The following is a 17,017-nucleotide window of genomic DNA, read 5'->3' as shown; positions in this document are numbered from 1 at the left end:
TTCACCAGTCATCTATTTAATGAATTTGCTTTTTGAAAACACTAACAGGGCGACAGATACGATGCCTATGGAAAAGAGAAAAAAGGAGCCGGTTTTTACAAACACCACAAAGCCTATTAGTACTAAGCCAAATGCAAACAATCCCAATTTATCTCTGGACATTTCATCGATCCCTAAGCAATAGCGTTTGTTCTAGACTCTGTTGATCATACAAGACCTGTTCCTATAATGGCAATGAGTTTTCATCGTGGAAAATATGACGATGCAATCTTTCTTGTAGGCTTTGAGAACCCTATATATTGTTGATAAATGACTGAGTTACGCCAAGCCACTCTTGAAATACTGGCCATTACCGATGCGCAAATAAAGGTAAGCCGAGTTTTTCAATTATTTGACGAATATCACAAGCAACTCGTCGACATGAATCCTGCTGCACTATTGAATAGTCAAGATCTGGCTTTGCCTGGGCGCCCACAACGGCCTGAATTGATTCCGCCTCTTCAGGTTCCCAAAAGAAAAATGGATAGCGTCGAGGGAAGGGTGGCTTTATTGCACTCACTAGCCCATATCGAATTTAATGCGATTAATCTTGCCTTAGACGCGATTTGGCGTTTTCCTAACATGCCTCAGCAATACTATGAAGATTGGCTCAGAGTTACCAAAGAAGAGGCTTACCACTTCACACTAGTGAACGAATACATCCAATCCTTTGGATTTTCTTATGGTGATTTTTCTGCACACAATAGTTTGTGGGAAATGGTAGAGAGAACACAAGACTCAGTCATTGCTCGGATGGCGCTTGTTCCGCGCACGATGGAAGCAAGGGGTCTAGATGCCGTACCCATGATTCGAGATCGTTTCAAGCAAATTAAAGAGCTCGGCGCAGTCGATATTCTAGAGATCATTCTCCGAGATGAAATCGGTCATGTTGCCATTGGTAATCATTGGTTCAATTTCTTATGCGAGAAAGATAATCTCTCGCCGATTACCGCCTATAGAGATCTAGCAAAAAAATATTCCGCACCCAAATTACGGGGGCCATTTAATTTCGAGGCTCGTAAGCAAGCAGGATTTACTGCTGAAGAGCTCAGTTTGCTTGGGGTATAGTCACAATAAATATTGATTAGGAGAGTATATGAATTTATCTCGTCGCACATTCATCACATCGGCTGCGTTAGCGCCGGTAGCTTGTGGCGTGCCGCTTTCATATGAGCGTGGCATTCCAGTTGCGCAGCCTAACCCGGCACCCGCTATTCGTGCGCCCCAAGTTGGCCAGGAATGGACCTACGTTAAACGCAATGTATTTGACGGTAAAAATTTAGGGCTGATTACTGAGCGTGTAGCCAGCATTGGTTCAACGATTGTGGTTGATCGATCGAACGAAGGCGGCGAAAAACTACCTAATGAAATTCAAGGACCTTGGGGTACAGTGATTCGAGATCCGCATTGGTCTAGGGTCATTAGCTTCAACCCAGCCATCCCTTTATGGCCTCAAGAGTTAGCTTCAAGCTGGAGTAAGCAATTGATTACCAAATATAGCTTGGCAGGCTACCCCGATAATGCTTATGGCTGGCAAGAATATATGAGCGCCCACGGTTGGGAACAAATGACTGTACCTGCAGGCAGTTTTCTGACTTTGCGTTACCAAAATCTGATTAATTATGTGAGCGATGATGACAACAAAGTCAATTGCATCCGTAAAGAAACTGTCTGGTTTGCTCCCAGTATTGGTCGTTGGGTTGCCCGCGAATCCTCTGGCTCTTATATGATTCAGGGTCAGTTAGGCATGCCTAATTTGGAAGATAGTCTTCAATGGCAACTCACTTCATACAAGTAAAACACTGGCGCAGATTCTTTTTAGTAGCCCTGCCAATTTTTTTGCTAGGGTGCATTTCTTCGCAGCCATTTCCTCAAGGTGTCAATGTAGGTCAACCCATACCAACGCCAATCGTTCGGGCGCCCAAGGTAGGGCAAGAATGGGTTTACCAAGTCCGTAATGTATTTAACCAAGAAATCATTGATACCGTCACCGAAAGAGTTGTCTCGGTAGGTAGTGAAATTCGTATTGCACGCTCGGGAGTCAAGTCGGGTCCATTGCCCGATGAAATCCAAGCGCACTGGGGCTTTGTGTTGCAGGATCCGCATTGGAGCCCTCCACAAAAATTTCAGCAGGCAATTCCTCTTTGGCCTGAACAACTTCAGGTGGGCTGGCATCGGTTTTATAAAACCCACTATCAAGTTCCCGCTTATCTAGATGGAAGTTATTACTGGGGACTCAATATGTCGGCACTTGCTTGGGAGCAAATCCAGTCTCCAGCAGGAAAGTTTCTGACTCTTCACCTCCACAATGAGATACCTTATTTTGAGAGTAATGACCTCTTTAGAGTTCAAAATATCCGCGAGGAAGATGTCTGGTTCTCTCCAGAAATCGGGCGCTGGGTGATCCGTAGGGGCAGTGGGCGCTACATTACGCCCGGAGTGTTCTGGTCAAACGCCTACTGGGAAGACTATTGGCAATGGGAGCTGGTCACCTGGAAGTAAGCAAAGCGCTTAAAATAGCCTATTGCTATGTATACCGTTAAAGAACTATTTCCAACCTTACAAGGTGAGGGCGCTCACGCTGGACGTGCTGCTATTTTTTGCCGTTTTGCCGGGTGCAATCTATGGAGTGGTCGTGAAGAGGATCGTGCTTCAGCAGTCTGTCAATTTTGCGATACCGATTTTGTCGGTAGTGATGGTGTTGGTGGTGGAAAATTTGAGACTGCCAATAATTTAGCAAAGGCTATAGAGACTGCTTGGAGAAGTACTTCGGCAGGCCCGCAGCAACGTTATGTGGTGTTTACTGGTGGTGAACCACTCTTGCAGTTAGATGAAGAGCTCATCACCGTGCTTCATCAAAAAGGTTTTGAGGTGGCGATTGAAACTAACGGCACCATCAAGGTTCCAAAAGGAGTTGACTGGGTTTGCGTTAGTCCAAAGGCAGGTTCTGATCTGATTGTGTTGCAGGCAAACGAACTCAAGTTGGTGGTTCCACAAGCTGGGCACGATTCTGTAGAAAATCTAATGGCCCGTTTTGAGAAGATGGACTACCGCAATCGCTTCTTGCAACCCATGGATGGACCAAACCTCAAAAGTAATACAGAGCTGGCAGTGGGTTTGTGCCAAAAACGTCCCTTGTGGAGACTGAGTATTCAATCGCATAAACTGATTGGAATCCGATAAAAGGGCTGTGCCCAATTCTTTAAAGTACCAAATGACTAGTAAACAAGCTGCTATCTCCATTACCCGCCGTCTTGAGTTTGACTCAGGTCATCGCATTCCAAATCATGATGGGCAATGCAAGCATTTGCATGGGCATCGCTATGCAATCGAGGTGACCTTGACTGGTGAGGTGGCAGATCATCCTGGCAAAGCCGATGATGGCATGGTCTTAGATTTTGGTGATATCAAAAAGCTCACCAATGAACACGTTGTTGAACCATGGGATCATGCATTTTTAGTGGCTAAAGAAGATCAAGGTTTGGTGGCATTCTTGGCCACATTGCCAAATCATAAAACCGTCATCATGGAGCATGTTCCCACTGTCGAGAATCTGGCAAATGCTGCATTCACTATTTTGCAGCCTGTCTTTGCTAAAGCATTTGGTGGTCGTCTTGAGCTCTCAGCAATTCGTCTATATGAAACTCCAAATTGTTGGGCTGACGTTCACCCTACTTAAATGAATCAAGCTGAACTTGATCATCAGTTTATGGAGCAAGCGATTGAGCAAGCTCAATTAGCTGCTACTGCAAATGAGGTGCCGGTTGGTGCAGTTTTAGTACGCGACGGTAAGGTCATTTCTAGGGGATTTAATCAACCTATCTCGCATCATGATCCTAGTGCGCATGCCGAGATGCTGGCTCTGAGAGAAGCGGCAAGAGTAGAAGCAAATTATCGCCTTCCAGGCACCACTCTATATGTAACCCTAGAGCCTTGTGCAATGTGCTCAGGCGCCATCCTGCATGCCAGGGTAGAGCGGCTTGTCTTTGGCGCACCAGATCCTAAAACAGGTGCCGCTGGAAGTGTTTTGGATGTATTCTCTTCAAAAGAAATAAATCATCAAACCAGCGTTGAGGGTGGCGTCATGAGTGAAGAGTGTGGTCAATTACTGCGCAGCTTCTTTAAGGAGCGACGTTGAACTCCATCCATCTGGTTGCTCCATCAGGCGCTAGTCTGGATGAGAAGAGCCCCTTAGCGGGGATTGCTTGGTTAAAAAGCCAGGGTATGGCGATTCATAATCCTGATTGTGTTTATCGTGTACACGAGCGTTTTGCTGGAAGTGATGCCGAGCGATTAAATGAGCTCAATCACTTAGCCACATTAGATGCGAAGCAAATTGTGATGGCAATGCGTGGTGGTTATGGTATTCATCGTCTGCTGTCTGATATTCAATGGAATGCAATTGCTCAAGCAGTGAAGGGTGGGCTCCAGATTTGTGGGCATAGCGACTTCACCAGTTTTGGGCTGGGTCTCTTGGCTAAGACGGGCGCGATTACTTTATCTGGTCCTATGCTCAATTATGACTTTGGCAGAATCGATGAGAATGGCAAGCCAATTCCTCCAGATAAATTCATGTGGAAGCATTTCTTATCTGCCACACAAGAAAGAAAACTCGATTGCACTATTAATGCATCTCAAGCATTCTTGGGGCAAGTAGATTCAGGTTCAATTACTGGAATGCTTTGGGGTGGAAATCTCACGGTGCTAGCCAGTCTTATCGGAACATCTTACCTACCATCAAGCACCCAAACAAAGGGCGGTATTTTATTTTTAGAGGATGTGAATGAGCATCCCTATCGGCTGGAAAGAACCTTGATGCAGTTATTGGATGCTGGTGTACTGGGTAATCAGTCAGCAGTATTACTAGGCGGTTTCTCGGCATATCGTTTATACGACAACGATAAAGGCTATACGCTTGAGCGTGCAGTTGAGGCTATTCGTCATCGCCTAGCAAAATCCATTCCTATTTTGACTGATCTACCATTTGGCCATCAAGCCAATAAACTTACTCTACCCGTTGGAGCAAGTGCTACTCTTGAGTACAGTGCTGCAGGCTTTAATCTTAAGACAAGCTGGTGAAGATGTCTTTTAAAAGATTTATCACGCAAAGTATTCTTTTTTTAGCGCTGACTTTCACGGGGGCAGTCATGGCAATTGAAGAACCAAAATATTCCGTGCTTGAAAAGGCGCCCCCATTTGAACTTCGATCTTATGCGCCGATGATTTTGGCTGAGGTTCAGGTTGAGGGCGATCTCGATGAAGCATCAGGTCAAGGCTTTCGGCTCATTGCTGCTTATATCTTTGGCCAAAACCAAGTTAGTGAAAAAATTTCGATGACTACTCCAGTTGCGGTAGAGGAGCAGCCTGCTAAAAGTGCCAAGATAGCCATGACCACCCCAGTCAATATTGAGAGTAAGGCTGGGCAATGGGTGGTTTCATTTGTCATGCCCTCTGAATACACTATGGAAACGCTACCGAAGCCCCTCAATTCAAAGGTGCAGATCAGGCAAATTCCTGCAGTCAAAAGAGCGGTGATTACCTTCTCAGGTTTTTATAACAGTCAAAAAGTCGCCGAGAGAGTCTTAGAGTTAGAAGAGTGGATGAAGACACACAATCTATCAGCGAATGGCTCACCAAAATTCGCCCGCTATAACCCGCCTTGGACACTACCGTTCATGCGTCGCAACGAGATCATGATTGATGTGCGCGACTGAGTAAATCTAAGATTCGTTTTATGCCTCAAAACTCTTGAGTAAGAATTGCGCTCCACCATCAATACCTAGAGCCTTGGTTAAAGTGGGTAGTGCATCAGCGAGATGCTTTTCTAGTGTCCACGGTGGATTAATAATGAACATGCCACTCGCTTGAAGGCGCCGTTCACCAGGTGCATTCTCAACACGCAACTCAGTATGAAGCCAAGAGCGCTGATGAGCGGCGCAAATCTTTTTCATGCGATCAGGTAGAGCGATAGATTCTCTTCTGGAAAGAATCGGATACCAGACTGCGTAACAGCCAGTAGCAAAACGCTGTAATGCTTCTTCGATTGCAAGCTCTAAATACCGATAATCCTGCTTGTCTTCATAAGAAGGATCAATGAGTACTAAACCGCGCCTACTAGGAGGCGGTAGTAAGCCCTTCAGTCTGCTAAAACTATCTTCAGCATAAATATCAATCTGTTTTGATTGCTTCAGTTCTCCAATGTTATGGCGAAGAATATCAATCTCTTTGGGATGAAGTTCAAATAACTTCAGGCGATCTTGCGGTCTCAACAGTCGAGCCAGAATAAATGGGGACCCAGGATAAGTCTTGAGATCTCCCCCAACATTTTCCGCCTTAATACAATCCAAATATGTTTGAACGCTTTCTGGAATGGGATTGCCCGCATCTTTGAATTTCAATAAACGATATATTCCACCTTCTGCTTCTTTGCTCACAGCAGCAAAGCCATCCTCTAGGCTATAGACACCAGCACCAGCATGGGTGTCGACCATCGTCAAGGCTACCGGTTTTTCTTGTAAATACTCTACAAGATGAATAAGGGTAAGGTGCTTGAGAATGTCAGCATGGCTGCCAGCATGAAAAGCATGTCGATAGCTAAACATACAAAACTATTCTGGGCTGCCAGGTGAGCTGTTAAATTGCGCTTTAACAAAAAATATGAAGGTGATAGCTACGATGGCAATGGAGGCATATTGCAATGGCAGATTTAATTCAAGATCCATAATTTGGGTGTAATGCGCATAGATAGCTGCAACACCGCCAAGGGCAATCAAGCGAGGCCAAAGATTCTTGAGGGATAGTTGATTCTCTGGAACGTATTGTGCAAGTAGGGCACCCAACATCCCACACCAAATGCCAACGCCTGCTCCGGCCAATACGTCTGTGAGCCAATGTGCGCCAACTGCGTTGCGCGATAAGCCTACTAATGCCGCAACCAAGAACAGCGGCAATAGATGGCTACGCTTCGCTCTGCTGGAGACAAAATACAGTGCACTGGCAATCGCGAAAGCCGTAAGGGTGTGACCTGATGGCAATGCTTTATGCAGCAGGGGCTCGCCAATGCGATAAAAACTACCATTCTCTAAAAGACCAGCTGGTCTTGGAAGATCAAACCCGTTTTTGAGAATTGTGCTGGCAATTGCGGAGAGGGCGCCTGCAAATAAACCGGCAGTGAGTAAGCGGGGCGCTAAAAGGAGTAGCGGAAATGCCAATGCAAATATGCCCCAGCCATTTCCTAGAAAAGTGAGCCAGGCCCAAACTATGTCAGGCAATAACTGGGTAAGACGATTAATGAATAAAAAGCTACTACTTTGAAATTCCCCAAAGTAAATCGCTGCAGCAAGAGCGATAGGAGCAAGCGGGACAAACCAAGCTAGTTTGGGGATTACTGTCTTGCTCATCCAGCTGAACGACCTTTTGCTCTATCCGCTTCTTGCAATTGAACAGTCACTTTATCCAATACTTGCGCAACCGAAATGGCTTGCATGCAGACATTATCTTGACAAGGTGTTTTGCGATGATTAGCTGCGCTCACACAAGGTGAGCAAGCAAGATTGGCGGTGATTGCAATAGAGTTACCAATAGAGCCGTAGAGGGCGGGCGTCTCTGGTCCAAACAGAACCACTGTTCTGAGTGGTGTCACTGCAGAGAAGTGACCTGGGCCAGAATCATTGGTCACCATCACATCAGATAGCGTGTAAAGCGGTGGCAATTCAGTAAAGGTAACTTGGCCTGCAAAGTTCAGAGCATTTTTAACGTTGGCAACAGAGCGCACTTTATCGACATAGACAAATTCAGTAGGGGAGCCCGTAATCAGAATTAAATCGTTTGGATAGCGCTGATTTACAGCTTGAATGAGCTCCGAGAAGCGCTGTTGCGCCCAGCGACGTTGTGGCAAGAGATCGCTAGCATTCGGATTAATCAAAATGAGGCGATTTTTTCCATAGGTATAGGGAATGCCGGCTTCAGCAGCTTTCTTTTCAATCCGAGCAAGCACTTTTTTCATAACATCTGGATGGATGATGGCTTGCTCAAGTTTGACTTCAGAATCCGGAATCTGAATTTTGCTAAAAGGCACTTCAATCTCTTTTGCAAAAGCTGCATGAATTAAAGAGAGAAAGTTTTTAGTAATGTGAATGTGCGGGTTGTAATGCACCTTGCGGGTAAGCATGAAGCCACGCCATAAACCTTCCCCGTGAAAAATGTGATAGCCCACGCGATGACGAGCACCACATAGTCCAGTGAGAAGGGCAGTAAAGCGTGAGAAGAGCTCAAGATCAATCACGGTATCGATGCGATGTGCACGGGCGACGAGCAAAAAGCGCAAGGTGTCTTTAATTAATCCACCCAAGCTTGAAGAGTCAATCGTGAAAATATTTTCTGGCTTAACCGTATTTAAAAGGGTGAGACTAGCGCGATTGCTCTTAAAGATTAAGAAAAATAATTCAGCGCCACGCGCTTGTGCATTGCGCATCGCTGGGTCAACCAAGATGGCGCTCCCCATTTCGGAGAGTTCGATAAACAGTAATTTCTTGGGAGTTTTTGGACCACGGCTAAAAATTCTTTTTACACCATCTATCAATACCACTAATGGGCTGGCAATTGCGCAAAGGGGTACTCCAACCCAATGATCAATGGCACGCATGGTATTGACGCTAATAGTCATAATTTTGCTCTGAAAGAATTATTTTCGTTTTAGTAAAAAGTAAGCACCCGGCAGGACTGAGATCACAGTAATTGCACCATAGCTTATAGAGGCTAATACGGTAAGTGAAGGGTTAACGCCCCATAGTGCTAGCACAGACGATAGAGTTGCTTCACGCAAGCCCCAGCCAGAAATACTAATCGGGAGCATTAACAAAAGACTTAATGCGGGCAGGCCAATCATCAGGCTAGAGATTGGCGCTTCAGCACCATAGGCTCTGAGGCAACAACCAAAAGCCAAAATAATGAAGCCATGAATGGCGATTGCGAAGAGGGCTTGTGCAATATTCATCGGCCAGGAAAAGGCCAAACGAATACCAGGCATGGCGTTGTTCATACGCAGGCGGTCAAGTAAGTTTTGCAGTAGTTGACGGGTTGGCGCCCAAGCCAATACCAAGGCGATGATTAACCCTGCTAACACCATGACGGCAACAACGGCGTAACCTAAATCTTGTCCCCAGGCAGCAAGCGTAGCGCCACCGAGAATTAAGCCTAAGCCACCGAGTAAATTATTGCCCGCTAAACCTAAAAAGCGATCCACTAAAACCATCGCAAAGCTGAGGCGCAGTTTTGCAGGAGCATGCTCTAAATCAACAGAGTGATGAAGCTCTTTATCAAGCTCTTGTGTTTCAGTGAGATTTCCGGTGCTGTTGAGATGTGTTGCGGTGATGGCGCGATAACTATCTCCCCCTAGCGTACTTGGTAATCCTTGGTTAATGAGTCCGCCAGCAAAATATAGAGCGATATAAGTTTTGAAGCCACCTTGAAAACCCACACTTCGCATTAAAAATCCCCAACGCAGACCGCCACAAATAAACGCGCAACAAATCGCCACTCCTGCAGCTATTAGCCAAGCTGGTTGCATCTTGATTTCAGAATCAAGGAGGGTATGCCAGTCGATTCCGCTGGTGGCTTTCCAAAGCAGGGCGATGGATAGCAAAATGCGAATGGTCGGCCAGGCACGCTTCAGCATTGATTTCCACCCAGATTGGGCTTTTGGGGTGGACTGGGGCAGTGAACTCATAGGCGTAAGGATAATGCTTTGGGCGCCTAAGGTCTTGAATTTGGGTGAATTACTTCGCTAAACCAGTGCCTTGCCAGTTGCTGCAAAGGCTAAAGTCAAATTTAGACAAGATTTGTCCAAATCGCACAATTTCTAGGGTATCCAAAGCTTCGCAGCGTTCAAAGGCAGACTGCTTACCAAGCGGGGGTGCAAAAGACATTCCCGACCAATTTATGAGGATGATGTTTGCCCCACGGGGCAATTGCCCAAACCAGAGATCAAACTGGTCTTGACGTTCATCCAAAACAAACACTGGAATCGGTTGGGTATACCAAGCGGTGCGACTACCTAAAGTCCAATTTTGTACGGCGATCCCACTCGCTTTTGTTGCTTGCGTTAATTCAGTAGCCTTTTGACCTGCTTGTTTCCAGCCATAGAGATCTGCAATCGGGTTGGATTTGATAGCTGCTGAATTCATGCCACCAGACAGAACATAGGTAAATCCAATACAACAGAGTACAACTTGTACGATGAATAAAATTCGAATGAGTTGATGGCGTTGAGTGGACCATGCTTTTGCTAAGCCAATGCCTGCAAATGGCGCCAGACAAAACCATGCAGGCGATGTCCAATGTGGTAATCCGCCACCACCAGAAAGACTTGTAAAGATTACAAAAGGAATCACAAAGAACCCTAGTAAGGCTAATAAAGCTAGTCTGGTACCGTGAATACAATGTTTAATAAAAAGGTAGGCACCTAAAATGAGTAGGGGTCCATAGACTACTACTTGGATAGCCAGGTAGCCACCAAATCTGCGCCAGAGCCAAACACTGCCAGCGCCATGAGCCACTTGATATTTAAATGAGATCCAGTCATGAGTCCAATTCCAATGCAGAACAGGACTAATGAGTAGAAGAGCAACAATTGCAGCAAGCCAAAAACCGATTTTGTTAATCCAAGGTTTTCTAGGGCTACTTAAAAAAATCAGCAGCAATGCCATTGCAGTAAAGACGGCAGTATATTTACTGAGTCCCGCTAAACCAAGTAATGCTCCAGTGATAAGCCAATCAGCAATGCTGAAGCGATCTTTCATTAACCAGCGTATTGCCATCAACATCAGACCTAGACTCAGCGGAATGAGTAAGCTGTCGGGTAACAAGCCAATTGCTAATACATGTGGCATTGGTGCCGCAATAATGGCTAGTACTGCCATAAGTCCGCAAGTGTTAGACGAAGGTAGTGCACTTGTCAGATATCCAGCGTTACGTCCTTGGATAAAGTGATGCACCTCCAAAGTCACTTGATAAACCAAGAAACAGGAAAGTACCCAGAGCAGCTCTGGGATCAATCGAATAATACCTTCGGAGGAGGTGAGTGCTACTAGTGGCCACTGAATCCAGCCAACGAGTGGCGGATGATCAAAATAGCTCCACGCTAGGTGCTGTGCATACAGTGCGTAATGCGCTTCATCAACCGAGAATTCAATCGCAAAGCCTAGAGCAAAGTGCACCACTGCTGCAATACAGATGCAGATTGCAGCCCAGCTAGAGGGAGATTGTCGGCGCATACTTTGATTTTAGACTTACTTAGGTCAATAATTGGGACAATTAGCCCATGCCCAAGCTCCTTTCCCTTTTCTTCATTGTCTGCATTGCGCTGGCTCTAACGGCTTGCGCAGGGCTGGGTGGCGGGTCAGTGCAAAATGAGTCAGGGCAGGCTTTTAATGTCGCTCAAATTCCTGCACAAGATGAGTTGCCAAAATTTTCGGCGGAGACTCCGCGCGATGGGATGCCTAATGGCTGGAATTTCTATCGCATTGCTCCTTATAAAAAGAATACGGTTTATCGCCTAGAAACTTACCAAGGCAAAACTGTTTTGAGTGCCAACTCCAAAACCTCTGCTTCAGGGTTGGCGGTGAAATTGCGCCCACGTCAAGCAAATAATTTATGGTTACAGTGGGAATGGAAGGCTTTAGGCGCCTTGCCTGATGCTGACAATGCTGAGAGTTATCAAGATGATGCGCCCTTAAGAATTTTGGTCGCCTTTGATGGTAATAAATCAAAACTTTCTTTAAAAGAAAAAATGACATTTGAGATGGCCAATCTCATTAGCGGTCAAGAAATGCCATACGCTACTTTGATGTATATCTGGTCAGGTAAGTCTCCTATCGACACGGTCATTACCAATGCGCATACCTCGCGTATCAAAATGATTGTGGTGGATTCTGGTTGGGAAAATTTAGGAAATTGGCACAAACATCAACGTGATCTTGCTGCTGATTACAGACATGCTTATGGTGAGGCTCCTGGTGAAGTCATTGGGATTGCCTTATTAACCGATACTGATAATACAAAGTCAGAAACACGCGCTATTTATGGCGATATTGAGCTCATTCGTAAAATCCCCAAATAAGGATTGCTTACGCGTGAGAGGGACGCCAGCGTTTTAGGAGCAAGGCGTTACTCAGAACGCAAAAGCTCGAGAGTGCCATGGCACTGCCGGCGAGCATTGGTGAGAGATAGCCTAGTGCTGCCAACGGAATTCCGGTGGAGTTGAAGATAAAAGCCCAGAATAAGTTTTGCTGAATCTTTCTCCAGGTTTTCTTGGAGATATCAATAGCATCCGCCACCAAAGTGGGATCTCCACGCATCAAAGTAATGCCTGCAGCCTGCATTGCAACATCAGTACCGGTAGACATGGCCATACCAACATCTGCTGTTGCGAGAGCGGGAGCATCATTGATGCCATCACCTACCATCGCCACCCAATGACGATCACCATCTTTTTGAGAGGATTGCAGTTTCTGAATAATATCTGCTTTGTTGCTTGGCATCACCTGCGCAAAGACTTCATCGATCCCGATGGACTGACCCACGCGATTTGCTGCCGCAGTGTTATCACCCGAGAGCATCACGGTACGAATGTGCAGTTGCTGTAAAGAAGCGATCGCCTCTTTGGCATTCGGTTTGAGTTCATCACCAAAGGCAACGATCGCAATCGGAGACGAAGTAGCTTCATTCATGAGCACAGAAACAGTCTGCCCTGCATCGAAACACACTTGTGCTTTTTGAATAATGTCTGCTTGATGTGGATTTGCATCTAGTGAGGCAACACTTTGTAAGCAGAGGCTTTGCCCCATCCAACTACCAGCACTCGGTTTACCGCTAATGCCAATACCTGCTAGCGCCTTACTTTTCAAGGGTGGTATTGGGCTGACCCCTTTTTGTTTAGCTGCATCTAGCAAGGCTTTAGCTAAGGGATGCTCGCTGCCCAATTGCAAGCCTGCAGCACTCGCTAAGATGGCATCTTCATCTACAGAATCAGTAAATGAAATGATATTGAGAAGCCTGGGTTTACCAATCGTGAGAGTACCTGTTTTATCAAACGCAACAATACTTAAGCGGTGTACTAACTCAAGTACTTGAGGGTCTTTAATTAAAATACCAAAGCGCGCTGCAATACCAGTTCCTGCCATGATGGCTGCAGGTGTTGCTAAGCCAAGAGCGCAAGGGCAAGCAATCACTAGGACAGAGACTGCTCTCAGTATGGCAATCGATGCAGAGTCCAGGTAAAACCAATTTACCAATCCAGTGATGATGGCAATCACAATCACGCTCGGTACAAAGATTGCACTGACTTGATCTACTAATTTTTGAATGGGCGCTTTTTGGGTTTGCGCATCTTCTACTAATGAAATGATTTGGGAAAGAACACTTTCTACGCCAACAGCTTGCGCCTCAACCACCAGTAAGCCTTCGCCATTCAATGATCCACCAATGACTTTTGCACCCAGTATTTTTTTAACTGGCTCACTTTCTCCGGTCAGGAGCGATTCATCTACATGGCTAGATCCAAGCAAGATGAAGCCATCTACAGGAATGCGCTCCCCAGGTAAAACCAATACACGGTCTTTAGGGAAAACCTGCTCTAGAGGGAGATCGCGATATTGGTCGAGTGGAACACCCTCTGCGATAGCAATCCTAGGGTCAAGGACTTTTGCATGCTCTGGCCAAAGTTTTTGTAGTGCTCGTATTGCTTCACTAGTTTGTTGCTTTGCACGAGCCTCTAACCATTTGCCTAGAAGTACCATGCAAATAATGACAGCAGACCCCTCGAAATAGAGCTCATGAACTGCATGCGGTGAAGTCAGCATTTGAGATACGCTCAAACCATAAGCAGCACTTGTCCCAATGGCAACCAGTAAATCCATATTGCCAACGCCTGACAGGAGTGCTTTAAAACCAGACTTATAAAATCGCCACCCAAGCCAAAATTGCACTGGACTTGCTAAGAGCAGTTGCCATTTGGGAGATAGCGCCCAATGAATCCCAAAGGGCATTAACAGCATTGGCAAGATGAGTGGAGCTGATAAAGCAAAACTCAGTAACACTCTTCCCAGACCATCTGCCCCCCAAAATGAATGCGAGGGTTTTATCTCTGCACTTGAGTGGGGATTGCTCAAGCGCGCTTCATAACCGGTTTTATTTACTGCCGCAATAACCTCAGCAATGTTGCTAGGGGATGATGTATTGAGGCGAATTCTGGCTTGCTCAGTTGCTAAATTGACGCTGGCAGCTTCTACTCCAGGGATCTGATGAAGCGCCTTTTCAACCCGCCCAACGCAAGAGGCACAGGTCATTCCACCAATATCTAAGGTAAAAAGCTCAGAACTCATCTCTTTTAGGGTGTTCATATGGAAGATAATCTACTTCATGCCAATTAAATTCAATGCAAAAAGGTTGATATGTTGAGTCTTAAAGTATCCGGAATGACCTGTGGGGGCTGTATTAATGCCGTAACGAGGGCAATTCAAGCTCAAGATCCGCAAGCTACAGTACAGGCTGATTTGCCATCTCAGATGGTCAATCTAGAAACTTCCTTATCGGCTGCGCAGGCCAGTCAGATCATTACGGAAGCAGGTTTTCCGGTTATTCAATAATTACCAAGAGATCCATGAGCACCCGCTCAGCAAAGTTTTGCTGGTGCGGTTAATCTACTTGATGTTCCAAAAATTAATTAAAGCAGTTCTGAAAATGTATTCAGAGCTACTGAGCATAGGAGAAAGTAGTGTCAGTTACTGTAGAAGCTGTACAAGTAGCCCTCAAGGGCTTGCTTGATCCCAATACAAAGATCGACTTTGTAACAGCTAAAAACCTCAAAAATTTGCGTATTGAAGATGGCGATGTTTCGTTCGATATTGTTTTGGGGTATCCCGCTAAAAGTCAATTTGATTTGATTCGTAAATCCGTTATCAATGCTGTGCGCGCATTGCCTGGGGTTAAAAACGTAAGCGTGAATGTGAGCAGTCAGGTTGTCGCGCATGCTGTGCAACGGGGCGTTAAATTATTGCCGGGCGTGAAAAATATTATTGCTGTTGCGAGCGGTAAGGGTGGAGTTGGTAAATCAACCACTGCTGTGAACTTGGCATTAGCGTTAGCAGCTGAAGGTGCGCAAGTCGGAATATTAGATGCCGATATCTATGGGCCAAGTCAGCCCATGATGTTAGGTATTACCGGTAGACCAGAATCTGTTGAAGAGAATACGATTGAGCCAATGGAAGGTCATGGCTTGCAAGCTAGCTCTATTGGTTTCTTAATTGAAGAGGATGCACCAATGGTATGGCGTGGTCCTATGGTGACTTCTGCTTTGGAGCAACTGCTGCGTCAAACCCGCTGGCGTGATCTAGATTACTTGATTGTTGATATGCCACCAGGCACTGGTGATATCCAGTTGACCTTGTCGCAGAAAGTACCTGTTACCGGCTCGGTCATTGTGACTACGCCGCAGGACATCGCACTGCTGGATGCTCGCAAAGGTTTAAAGATGTTTGAGAAAGTCGGTGTGCCGATCATCGGCATTATTGAAAACATGAGCACTTATGTTTGCACTCAGTGCGGTCATGAAGAGCATGTTTTTGGTAGTGGTGGCGGTGAAAAAATGTGCAAAGAGTACGGCGTTGATTTCTTGGGTTCATTGCCACTGAATTTATCGATTCGTGAACAGGCAGATGCTGGCCGTCCAACTGTGGTTGCTGACCCGGATGGAGTCATTAGTGCAATCTATAAGAACATCGCAAGACAAGTCGCTATTCGTGTTGCTACTCTGTCAAAAGATATGAGCAGCAAATTTCCGAACATTGTGGTTCAGAACACCTAAGGCGCTGGGTACTTATGCGCTTTGCAGTGCTAATGCGTAAACAAAATATGGATAACCCATGGGTGTCATACCGATGGGTTCCTCAGGAAGTGCTCCCTGATTTTGGACAATTCAATGCCAATCAAAATAGCGCTATCTCAGGGCAGTTCTTGGGTCGTGATGCCGAGGGTGAATCTTGGTTATTCACCGGCTTTGAATTAAATCTTTTTCCTGATGAGGCTGAAGGCTATTACCTGAATGTTTCTGCAACAACGCCCGCATGGTTTGTGATGTGGCGCTTGGAAGAAGAGATTGATCGCTATATTGATGCGCAATCACTTGAGATGGCTAAAGCGGAAGTCAGTATTGCCGTTCCTCATCGTATCTGTGTGAGCTATAACGAAGCAGCGCGATTGCTTGATGGAGGAGAGTCAGTGGACACTGTTCCCATGAATGATGAGCATGCCTCTTGGCTGCAAGAGTATGTCAATGAAAATTATCGACCTGAGCCCAAAAAACGGCACAAGCCAGCATCATTTAAAGGCGCCGAGCGCTCAGCGGAGGAATGATGGCGGATGGTTTTCTAAGTCGCTGGTCACGCCGTAAGGCAGGCAAAGAGGATGAAGTAGCGGAGCAACAAAAAGAAGCTACTCAGCCACTAGCTCAGACAAATGCAGAAATGAAGGCACCAGATCCTGAGGTGCCACCGCCACCGACTTTAGATGATGTCGAAAAGATCGATCGCTTTGCGCCGGACTTTTCTGCATTTATGAAACCGGATGTTGATCCTGCTGTTCAGCAGGCCGCTCTTAAGAAGATGTTTACTGATCCCCATTTCAATGTGATGGATGGTCTAGATATCTATATTGATGACTATTCCAAGCCGGATCCTTTACCACCTGGCATGCTAGAAAGAATGGTCCAAAGCGATATGCTTAATCTCTTCAAGAAGAGTGGTGATGAAGCTGATCAAAAGGAAGGGTCTGCTGGGATTGCTAAAGCAACAGAGCCTGATCAAGCCACTTTAGAGGCTCCCACACAAAGTGATTTAACATCCACTCAAATCCAAGCGCAGGAAAAATCTGCCAGTCTGGATGAAATGCCGATTGCGTCAGATCAGAAAAAAACCTAAGAAGG

Annotated in this window: 19 protein-coding genes; 13 read left to right on the top strand and 6 right to left on the bottom strand. The window is 45.9% G+C overall.

The features are described 5' to 3' along the window. Window positions 1-309: 309 nt before the first annotated feature. The 8 genes from VC178_RS05840 to VC178_RS05805 all read left to right on the top strand — a co-directional run bounded on the left by VC178_RS05840 (window position 310) and on the right by VC178_RS05805 (window position 5,753). Window positions 310-1,107, top strand: coding sequence for a ferritin-like domain-containing protein (locus VC178_RS05840; RefSeq protein WP_323481885.1), 798 nt, complete (start codon window positions 310-312; stop codon window positions 1,105-1,107). Window positions 1,108-1,135: 28 nt separating this feature from the next. Further along, on the top strand, window positions 1,136-1,837 hold the full coding sequence (locus VC178_RS05835; protein ID WP_323481884.1) for a hypothetical protein: 702 nt from the start codon (window positions 1,136-1,138) through the stop codon (window positions 1,835-1,837). Next, window positions 1,813-2,541 carry a hypothetical protein gene (locus VC178_RS05830; RefSeq protein WP_323481883.1) on the top strand — a complete coding sequence of 243 codons (729 nt, stop codon included), beginning with the start codon at window positions 1,813-1,815 and terminating at the stop codon, window positions 2,539-2,541. Before VC178_RS05835 ends, VC178_RS05830 begins: the two co-directional genes overlap by 25 nt. A 27-nt stretch (window positions 2,542-2,568) precedes the next feature. Beyond that, the gene (gene queE, locus VC178_RS05825; RefSeq protein ID WP_323481882.1) at window positions 2,569-3,222 is read left to right on the top strand and encodes a 7-carboxy-7-deazaguanine synthase; all 654 of its coding nucleotides are present in this window, start codon (window positions 2,569-2,571) and stop codon (window positions 3,220-3,222) included. A 31-nt stretch (window positions 3,223-3,253) separates the two neighbouring features. Next, window positions 3,254-3,718 carry a 6-carboxytetrahydropterin synthase QueD gene (gene queD, locus VC178_RS05820; RefSeq protein ID WP_323481881.1) on the top strand — a complete coding sequence of 155 codons (465 nt, stop codon included), beginning with the start codon at window positions 3,254-3,256 and terminating at the stop codon, window positions 3,716-3,718. Further along, window positions 3,719-4,177 (top strand): tRNA adenosine(34) deaminase TadA, encoded by a 459-nt coding sequence (gene tadA / locus VC178_RS05815; RefSeq protein ID WP_323481880.1) that lies wholly within the window; start codon window positions 3,719-3,721, stop codon window positions 4,175-4,177. Next, window positions 4,174-5,118 (top strand): LD-carboxypeptidase, encoded by a 945-nt coding sequence (locus tag VC178_RS05810; protein ID WP_323481879.1) that lies wholly within the window; start codon window positions 4,174-4,176, stop codon window positions 5,116-5,118. The genes tadA and VC178_RS05810 overlap by 4 nt, the downstream gene beginning before the upstream one ends. 68 nt (window positions 5,119-5,186) lie before the next feature. Continuing rightward, window positions 5,187-5,753 (top strand): heme-binding protein, encoded by a 567-nt coding sequence (locus tag VC178_RS05805; RefSeq protein WP_323481878.1) that lies wholly within the window; start codon window positions 5,187-5,189, stop codon window positions 5,751-5,753. Between the two features lie 18 nt (window positions 5,754-5,771). Here VC178_RS05805 and VC178_RS05800 read toward each other — a convergent pair whose 3' ends face one another. The 5 genes from VC178_RS05800 to VC178_RS05780 are packed head-to-tail and all read right to left on the bottom strand — an operon-like array spanning window position 5,772 to window position 11,312. Further along, the gene (locus VC178_RS05800) at window positions 5,772-6,641 is read right to left on the bottom strand and encodes a 23S rRNA (adenine(2030)-N(6))-methyltransferase RlmJ (protein WP_323481877.1); all 870 of its coding nucleotides are present in this window, start codon (window positions 6,639-6,641) and stop codon (window positions 5,772-5,774) included. Window positions 6,642-6,647: 6 nt separating this feature from the next. After that, window positions 6,648-7,439: a phosphatase PAP2 family protein gene (locus VC178_RS05795; RefSeq protein ID WP_323481876.1), complete on the bottom strand. Its 792-nt coding sequence runs from the start codon at window positions 7,437-7,439 to the stop codon at window positions 6,648-6,650. Next, a complete protein-coding gene (locus VC178_RS05790) occupies window positions 7,436-8,704 on the bottom strand; it encodes a glycosyltransferase family 9 protein (protein ID WP_215295241.1) in 1,269 nt (422 codons plus the stop codon). The genes VC178_RS05795 and VC178_RS05790 overlap by 4 nt, the downstream gene beginning before the upstream one ends. Window positions 8,705-8,722: 18 nt before the next feature. Further along, window positions 8,723-9,766: a lysylphosphatidylglycerol synthase transmembrane domain-containing protein gene (locus VC178_RS05785; protein WP_215318377.1), complete on the bottom strand. Its 1,044-nt coding sequence runs from the start codon at window positions 9,764-9,766 to the stop codon at window positions 8,723-8,725. A gap of 49 nt (window positions 9,767-9,815) precedes the next feature. Continuing rightward, window positions 9,816-11,312 carry a glycosyltransferase family 39 protein gene (locus VC178_RS05780; protein WP_323481875.1) on the bottom strand — a complete coding sequence of 499 codons (1,497 nt, stop codon included), beginning with the start codon at window positions 11,310-11,312 and terminating at the stop codon, window positions 9,816-9,818. A 47-nt stretch (window positions 11,313-11,359) separates the two neighbouring features. Between VC178_RS05780 and VC178_RS05775 the strand changes: the two genes are divergently transcribed. Next, window positions 11,360-12,157, top strand: coding sequence for a DUF3047 domain-containing protein (locus VC178_RS05775; protein WP_215295235.1), 798 nt, complete (start codon window positions 11,360-11,362; stop codon window positions 12,155-12,157). Between the two features lie 7 nt (window positions 12,158-12,164). On the opposite strand, the gene VC178_RS05770 is transcribed toward VC178_RS05775, so the two are convergent. After that, the gene (locus VC178_RS05770; protein WP_323481874.1) at window positions 12,165-14,438 is read right to left on the bottom strand and encodes a heavy metal translocating P-type ATPase; all 2,274 of its coding nucleotides are present in this window, start codon (window positions 14,436-14,438) and stop codon (window positions 12,165-12,167) included. 51 nt (window positions 14,439-14,489) lie between these two features. Here VC178_RS05770 and VC178_RS05765 point away from each other — a divergent pair, with 51 nt between their 5' ends. The 4 genes from VC178_RS05765 (at window position 14,490) to VC178_RS05750 (ending at window position 17,012) form a co-directional block, all read left to right on the top strand. Continuing rightward, window positions 14,490-14,684, top strand: coding sequence for a heavy-metal-associated domain-containing protein (locus VC178_RS05765; RefSeq protein ID WP_216176854.1), 195 nt, complete (start codon window positions 14,490-14,492; stop codon window positions 14,682-14,684). A 128-nt stretch (window positions 14,685-14,812) separates the two neighbouring features. After that, window positions 14,813-15,901: an iron-sulfur cluster carrier protein ApbC gene (apbC, locus tag VC178_RS05760; protein ID WP_323481873.1), complete on the top strand. Its 1,089-nt coding sequence runs from the start codon at window positions 14,813-14,815 to the stop codon at window positions 15,899-15,901. 32 nt (window positions 15,902-15,933) lie between these two features. Next, a complete protein-coding gene (locus VC178_RS05755) occupies window positions 15,934-16,449 on the top strand; it encodes a DUF3305 domain-containing protein (RefSeq protein ID WP_323481872.1) in 516 nt (171 codons plus the stop codon). Next, window positions 16,446-17,012, top strand: a complete 567-nt coding sequence (locus VC178_RS05750; RefSeq protein ID WP_323481871.1) for a DUF3306 domain-containing protein — start codon at window positions 16,446-16,448, stop codon at window positions 17,010-17,012. The genes VC178_RS05755 and VC178_RS05750 overlap by 4 nt, the downstream gene beginning before the upstream one ends. The last annotated feature ends 5 nt before the right edge of the window (window positions 17,013-17,017 follow it).

Origin of the sequence: Polynucleobacter sp. AP-Sanab-80-C2 (assembly GCF_035012965.1) — a bacterium.
In the GTDB taxonomy this organism is placed as follows: Bacteria; Pseudomonadota; Gammaproteobacteria; order Burkholderiales; family Burkholderiaceae; genus Polynucleobacter.
The sequence above is the reverse complement of the archived record's forward strand: the minus strand, read 5'-3'. Positions and strand labels throughout refer to the sequence as shown.

What these genes read in the sequence shown, in the direction of transcription:
- VC178_RS05840 (WP_323481885.1), top strand. Translation starts at nt 310, where the DNA reads ATGACTGAGTTACGCCAAGCCACTCTTGAAATACTGGCCATTACCGAT.
- VC178_RS05835 (WP_323481884.1), top strand. Translation starts at nt 1,136, where the DNA reads ATGAATTTATCTCGTCGCACATTCATCACATCGGCTGCGTTAGCGCCG.
- VC178_RS05830 (WP_323481883.1), top strand. Translation starts at nt 1,813, where the DNA reads ATGGCAACTCACTTCATACAAGTAAAACACTGGCGCAGATTCTTTTTA.
- queE (WP_323481882.1), top strand. Translation starts at nt 2,569, where the DNA reads ATGTATACCGTTAAAGAACTATTTCCAACCTTACAAGGTGAGGGCGCT.
- queD (WP_323481881.1), top strand. Translation starts at nt 3,254, where the DNA reads ATGACTAGTAAACAAGCTGCTATCTCCATTACCCGCCGTCTTGAGTTT.
- tadA (WP_323481880.1), top strand. Translation starts at nt 3,719, where the DNA reads ATGAATCAAGCTGAACTTGATCATCAGTTTATGGAGCAAGCGATTGAG.
- VC178_RS05805 (WP_323481878.1), top strand. Translation starts at nt 5,187, where the DNA reads ATGGCAATTGAAGAACCAAAATATTCCGTGCTTGAAAAGGCGCCCCCA.
- VC178_RS05800 (WP_323481877.1), bottom strand. Translation starts at nt 6,641, where the DNA reads ATGTTTAGCTATCGACATGCTTTTCATGCTGGCAGCCATGCTGACATT.
- VC178_RS05795 (WP_323481876.1), bottom strand. Translation starts at nt 7,439, where the DNA reads ATGAGCAAGACAGTAATCCCCAAACTAGCTTGGTTTGTCCCGCTTGCT.
- VC178_RS05790 (WP_215295241.1), bottom strand. Translation starts at nt 8,704, where the DNA reads ATGACTATTAGCGTCAATACCATGCGTGCCATTGATCATTGGGTTGGA.
- VC178_RS05785 (WP_215318377.1), bottom strand. Translation starts at nt 9,766, where the DNA reads ATGAGTTCACTGCCCCAGTCCACCCCAAAAGCCCAATCTGGGTGGAAA.
- VC178_RS05780 (WP_323481875.1), bottom strand. Translation starts at nt 11,312, where the DNA reads ATGCGCCGACAATCTCCCTCTAGCTGGGCTGCAATCTGCATCTGTATT.
- VC178_RS05775 (WP_215295235.1), top strand. Translation starts at nt 11,360, where the DNA reads ATGCCCAAGCTCCTTTCCCTTTTCTTCATTGTCTGCATTGCGCTGGCT.
- VC178_RS05770 (WP_323481874.1), bottom strand. Translation starts at nt 14,438, where the DNA reads ATGAACACCCTAAAAGAGATGAGTTCTGAGCTTTTTACCTTAGATATT.
- VC178_RS05765 (WP_216176854.1), top strand. Translation starts at nt 14,490, where the DNA reads ATGTTGAGTCTTAAAGTATCCGGAATGACCTGTGGGGGCTGTATTAAT.
- VC178_RS05755 (WP_323481872.1), top strand. Translation starts at nt 15,934, where the DNA reads ATGCGTAAACAAAATATGGATAACCCATGGGTGTCATACCGATGGGTT.
- VC178_RS05750 (WP_323481871.1), top strand. Translation starts at nt 16,446, where the DNA reads ATGATGGCGGATGGTTTTCTAAGTCGCTGGTCACGCCGTAAGGCAGGC.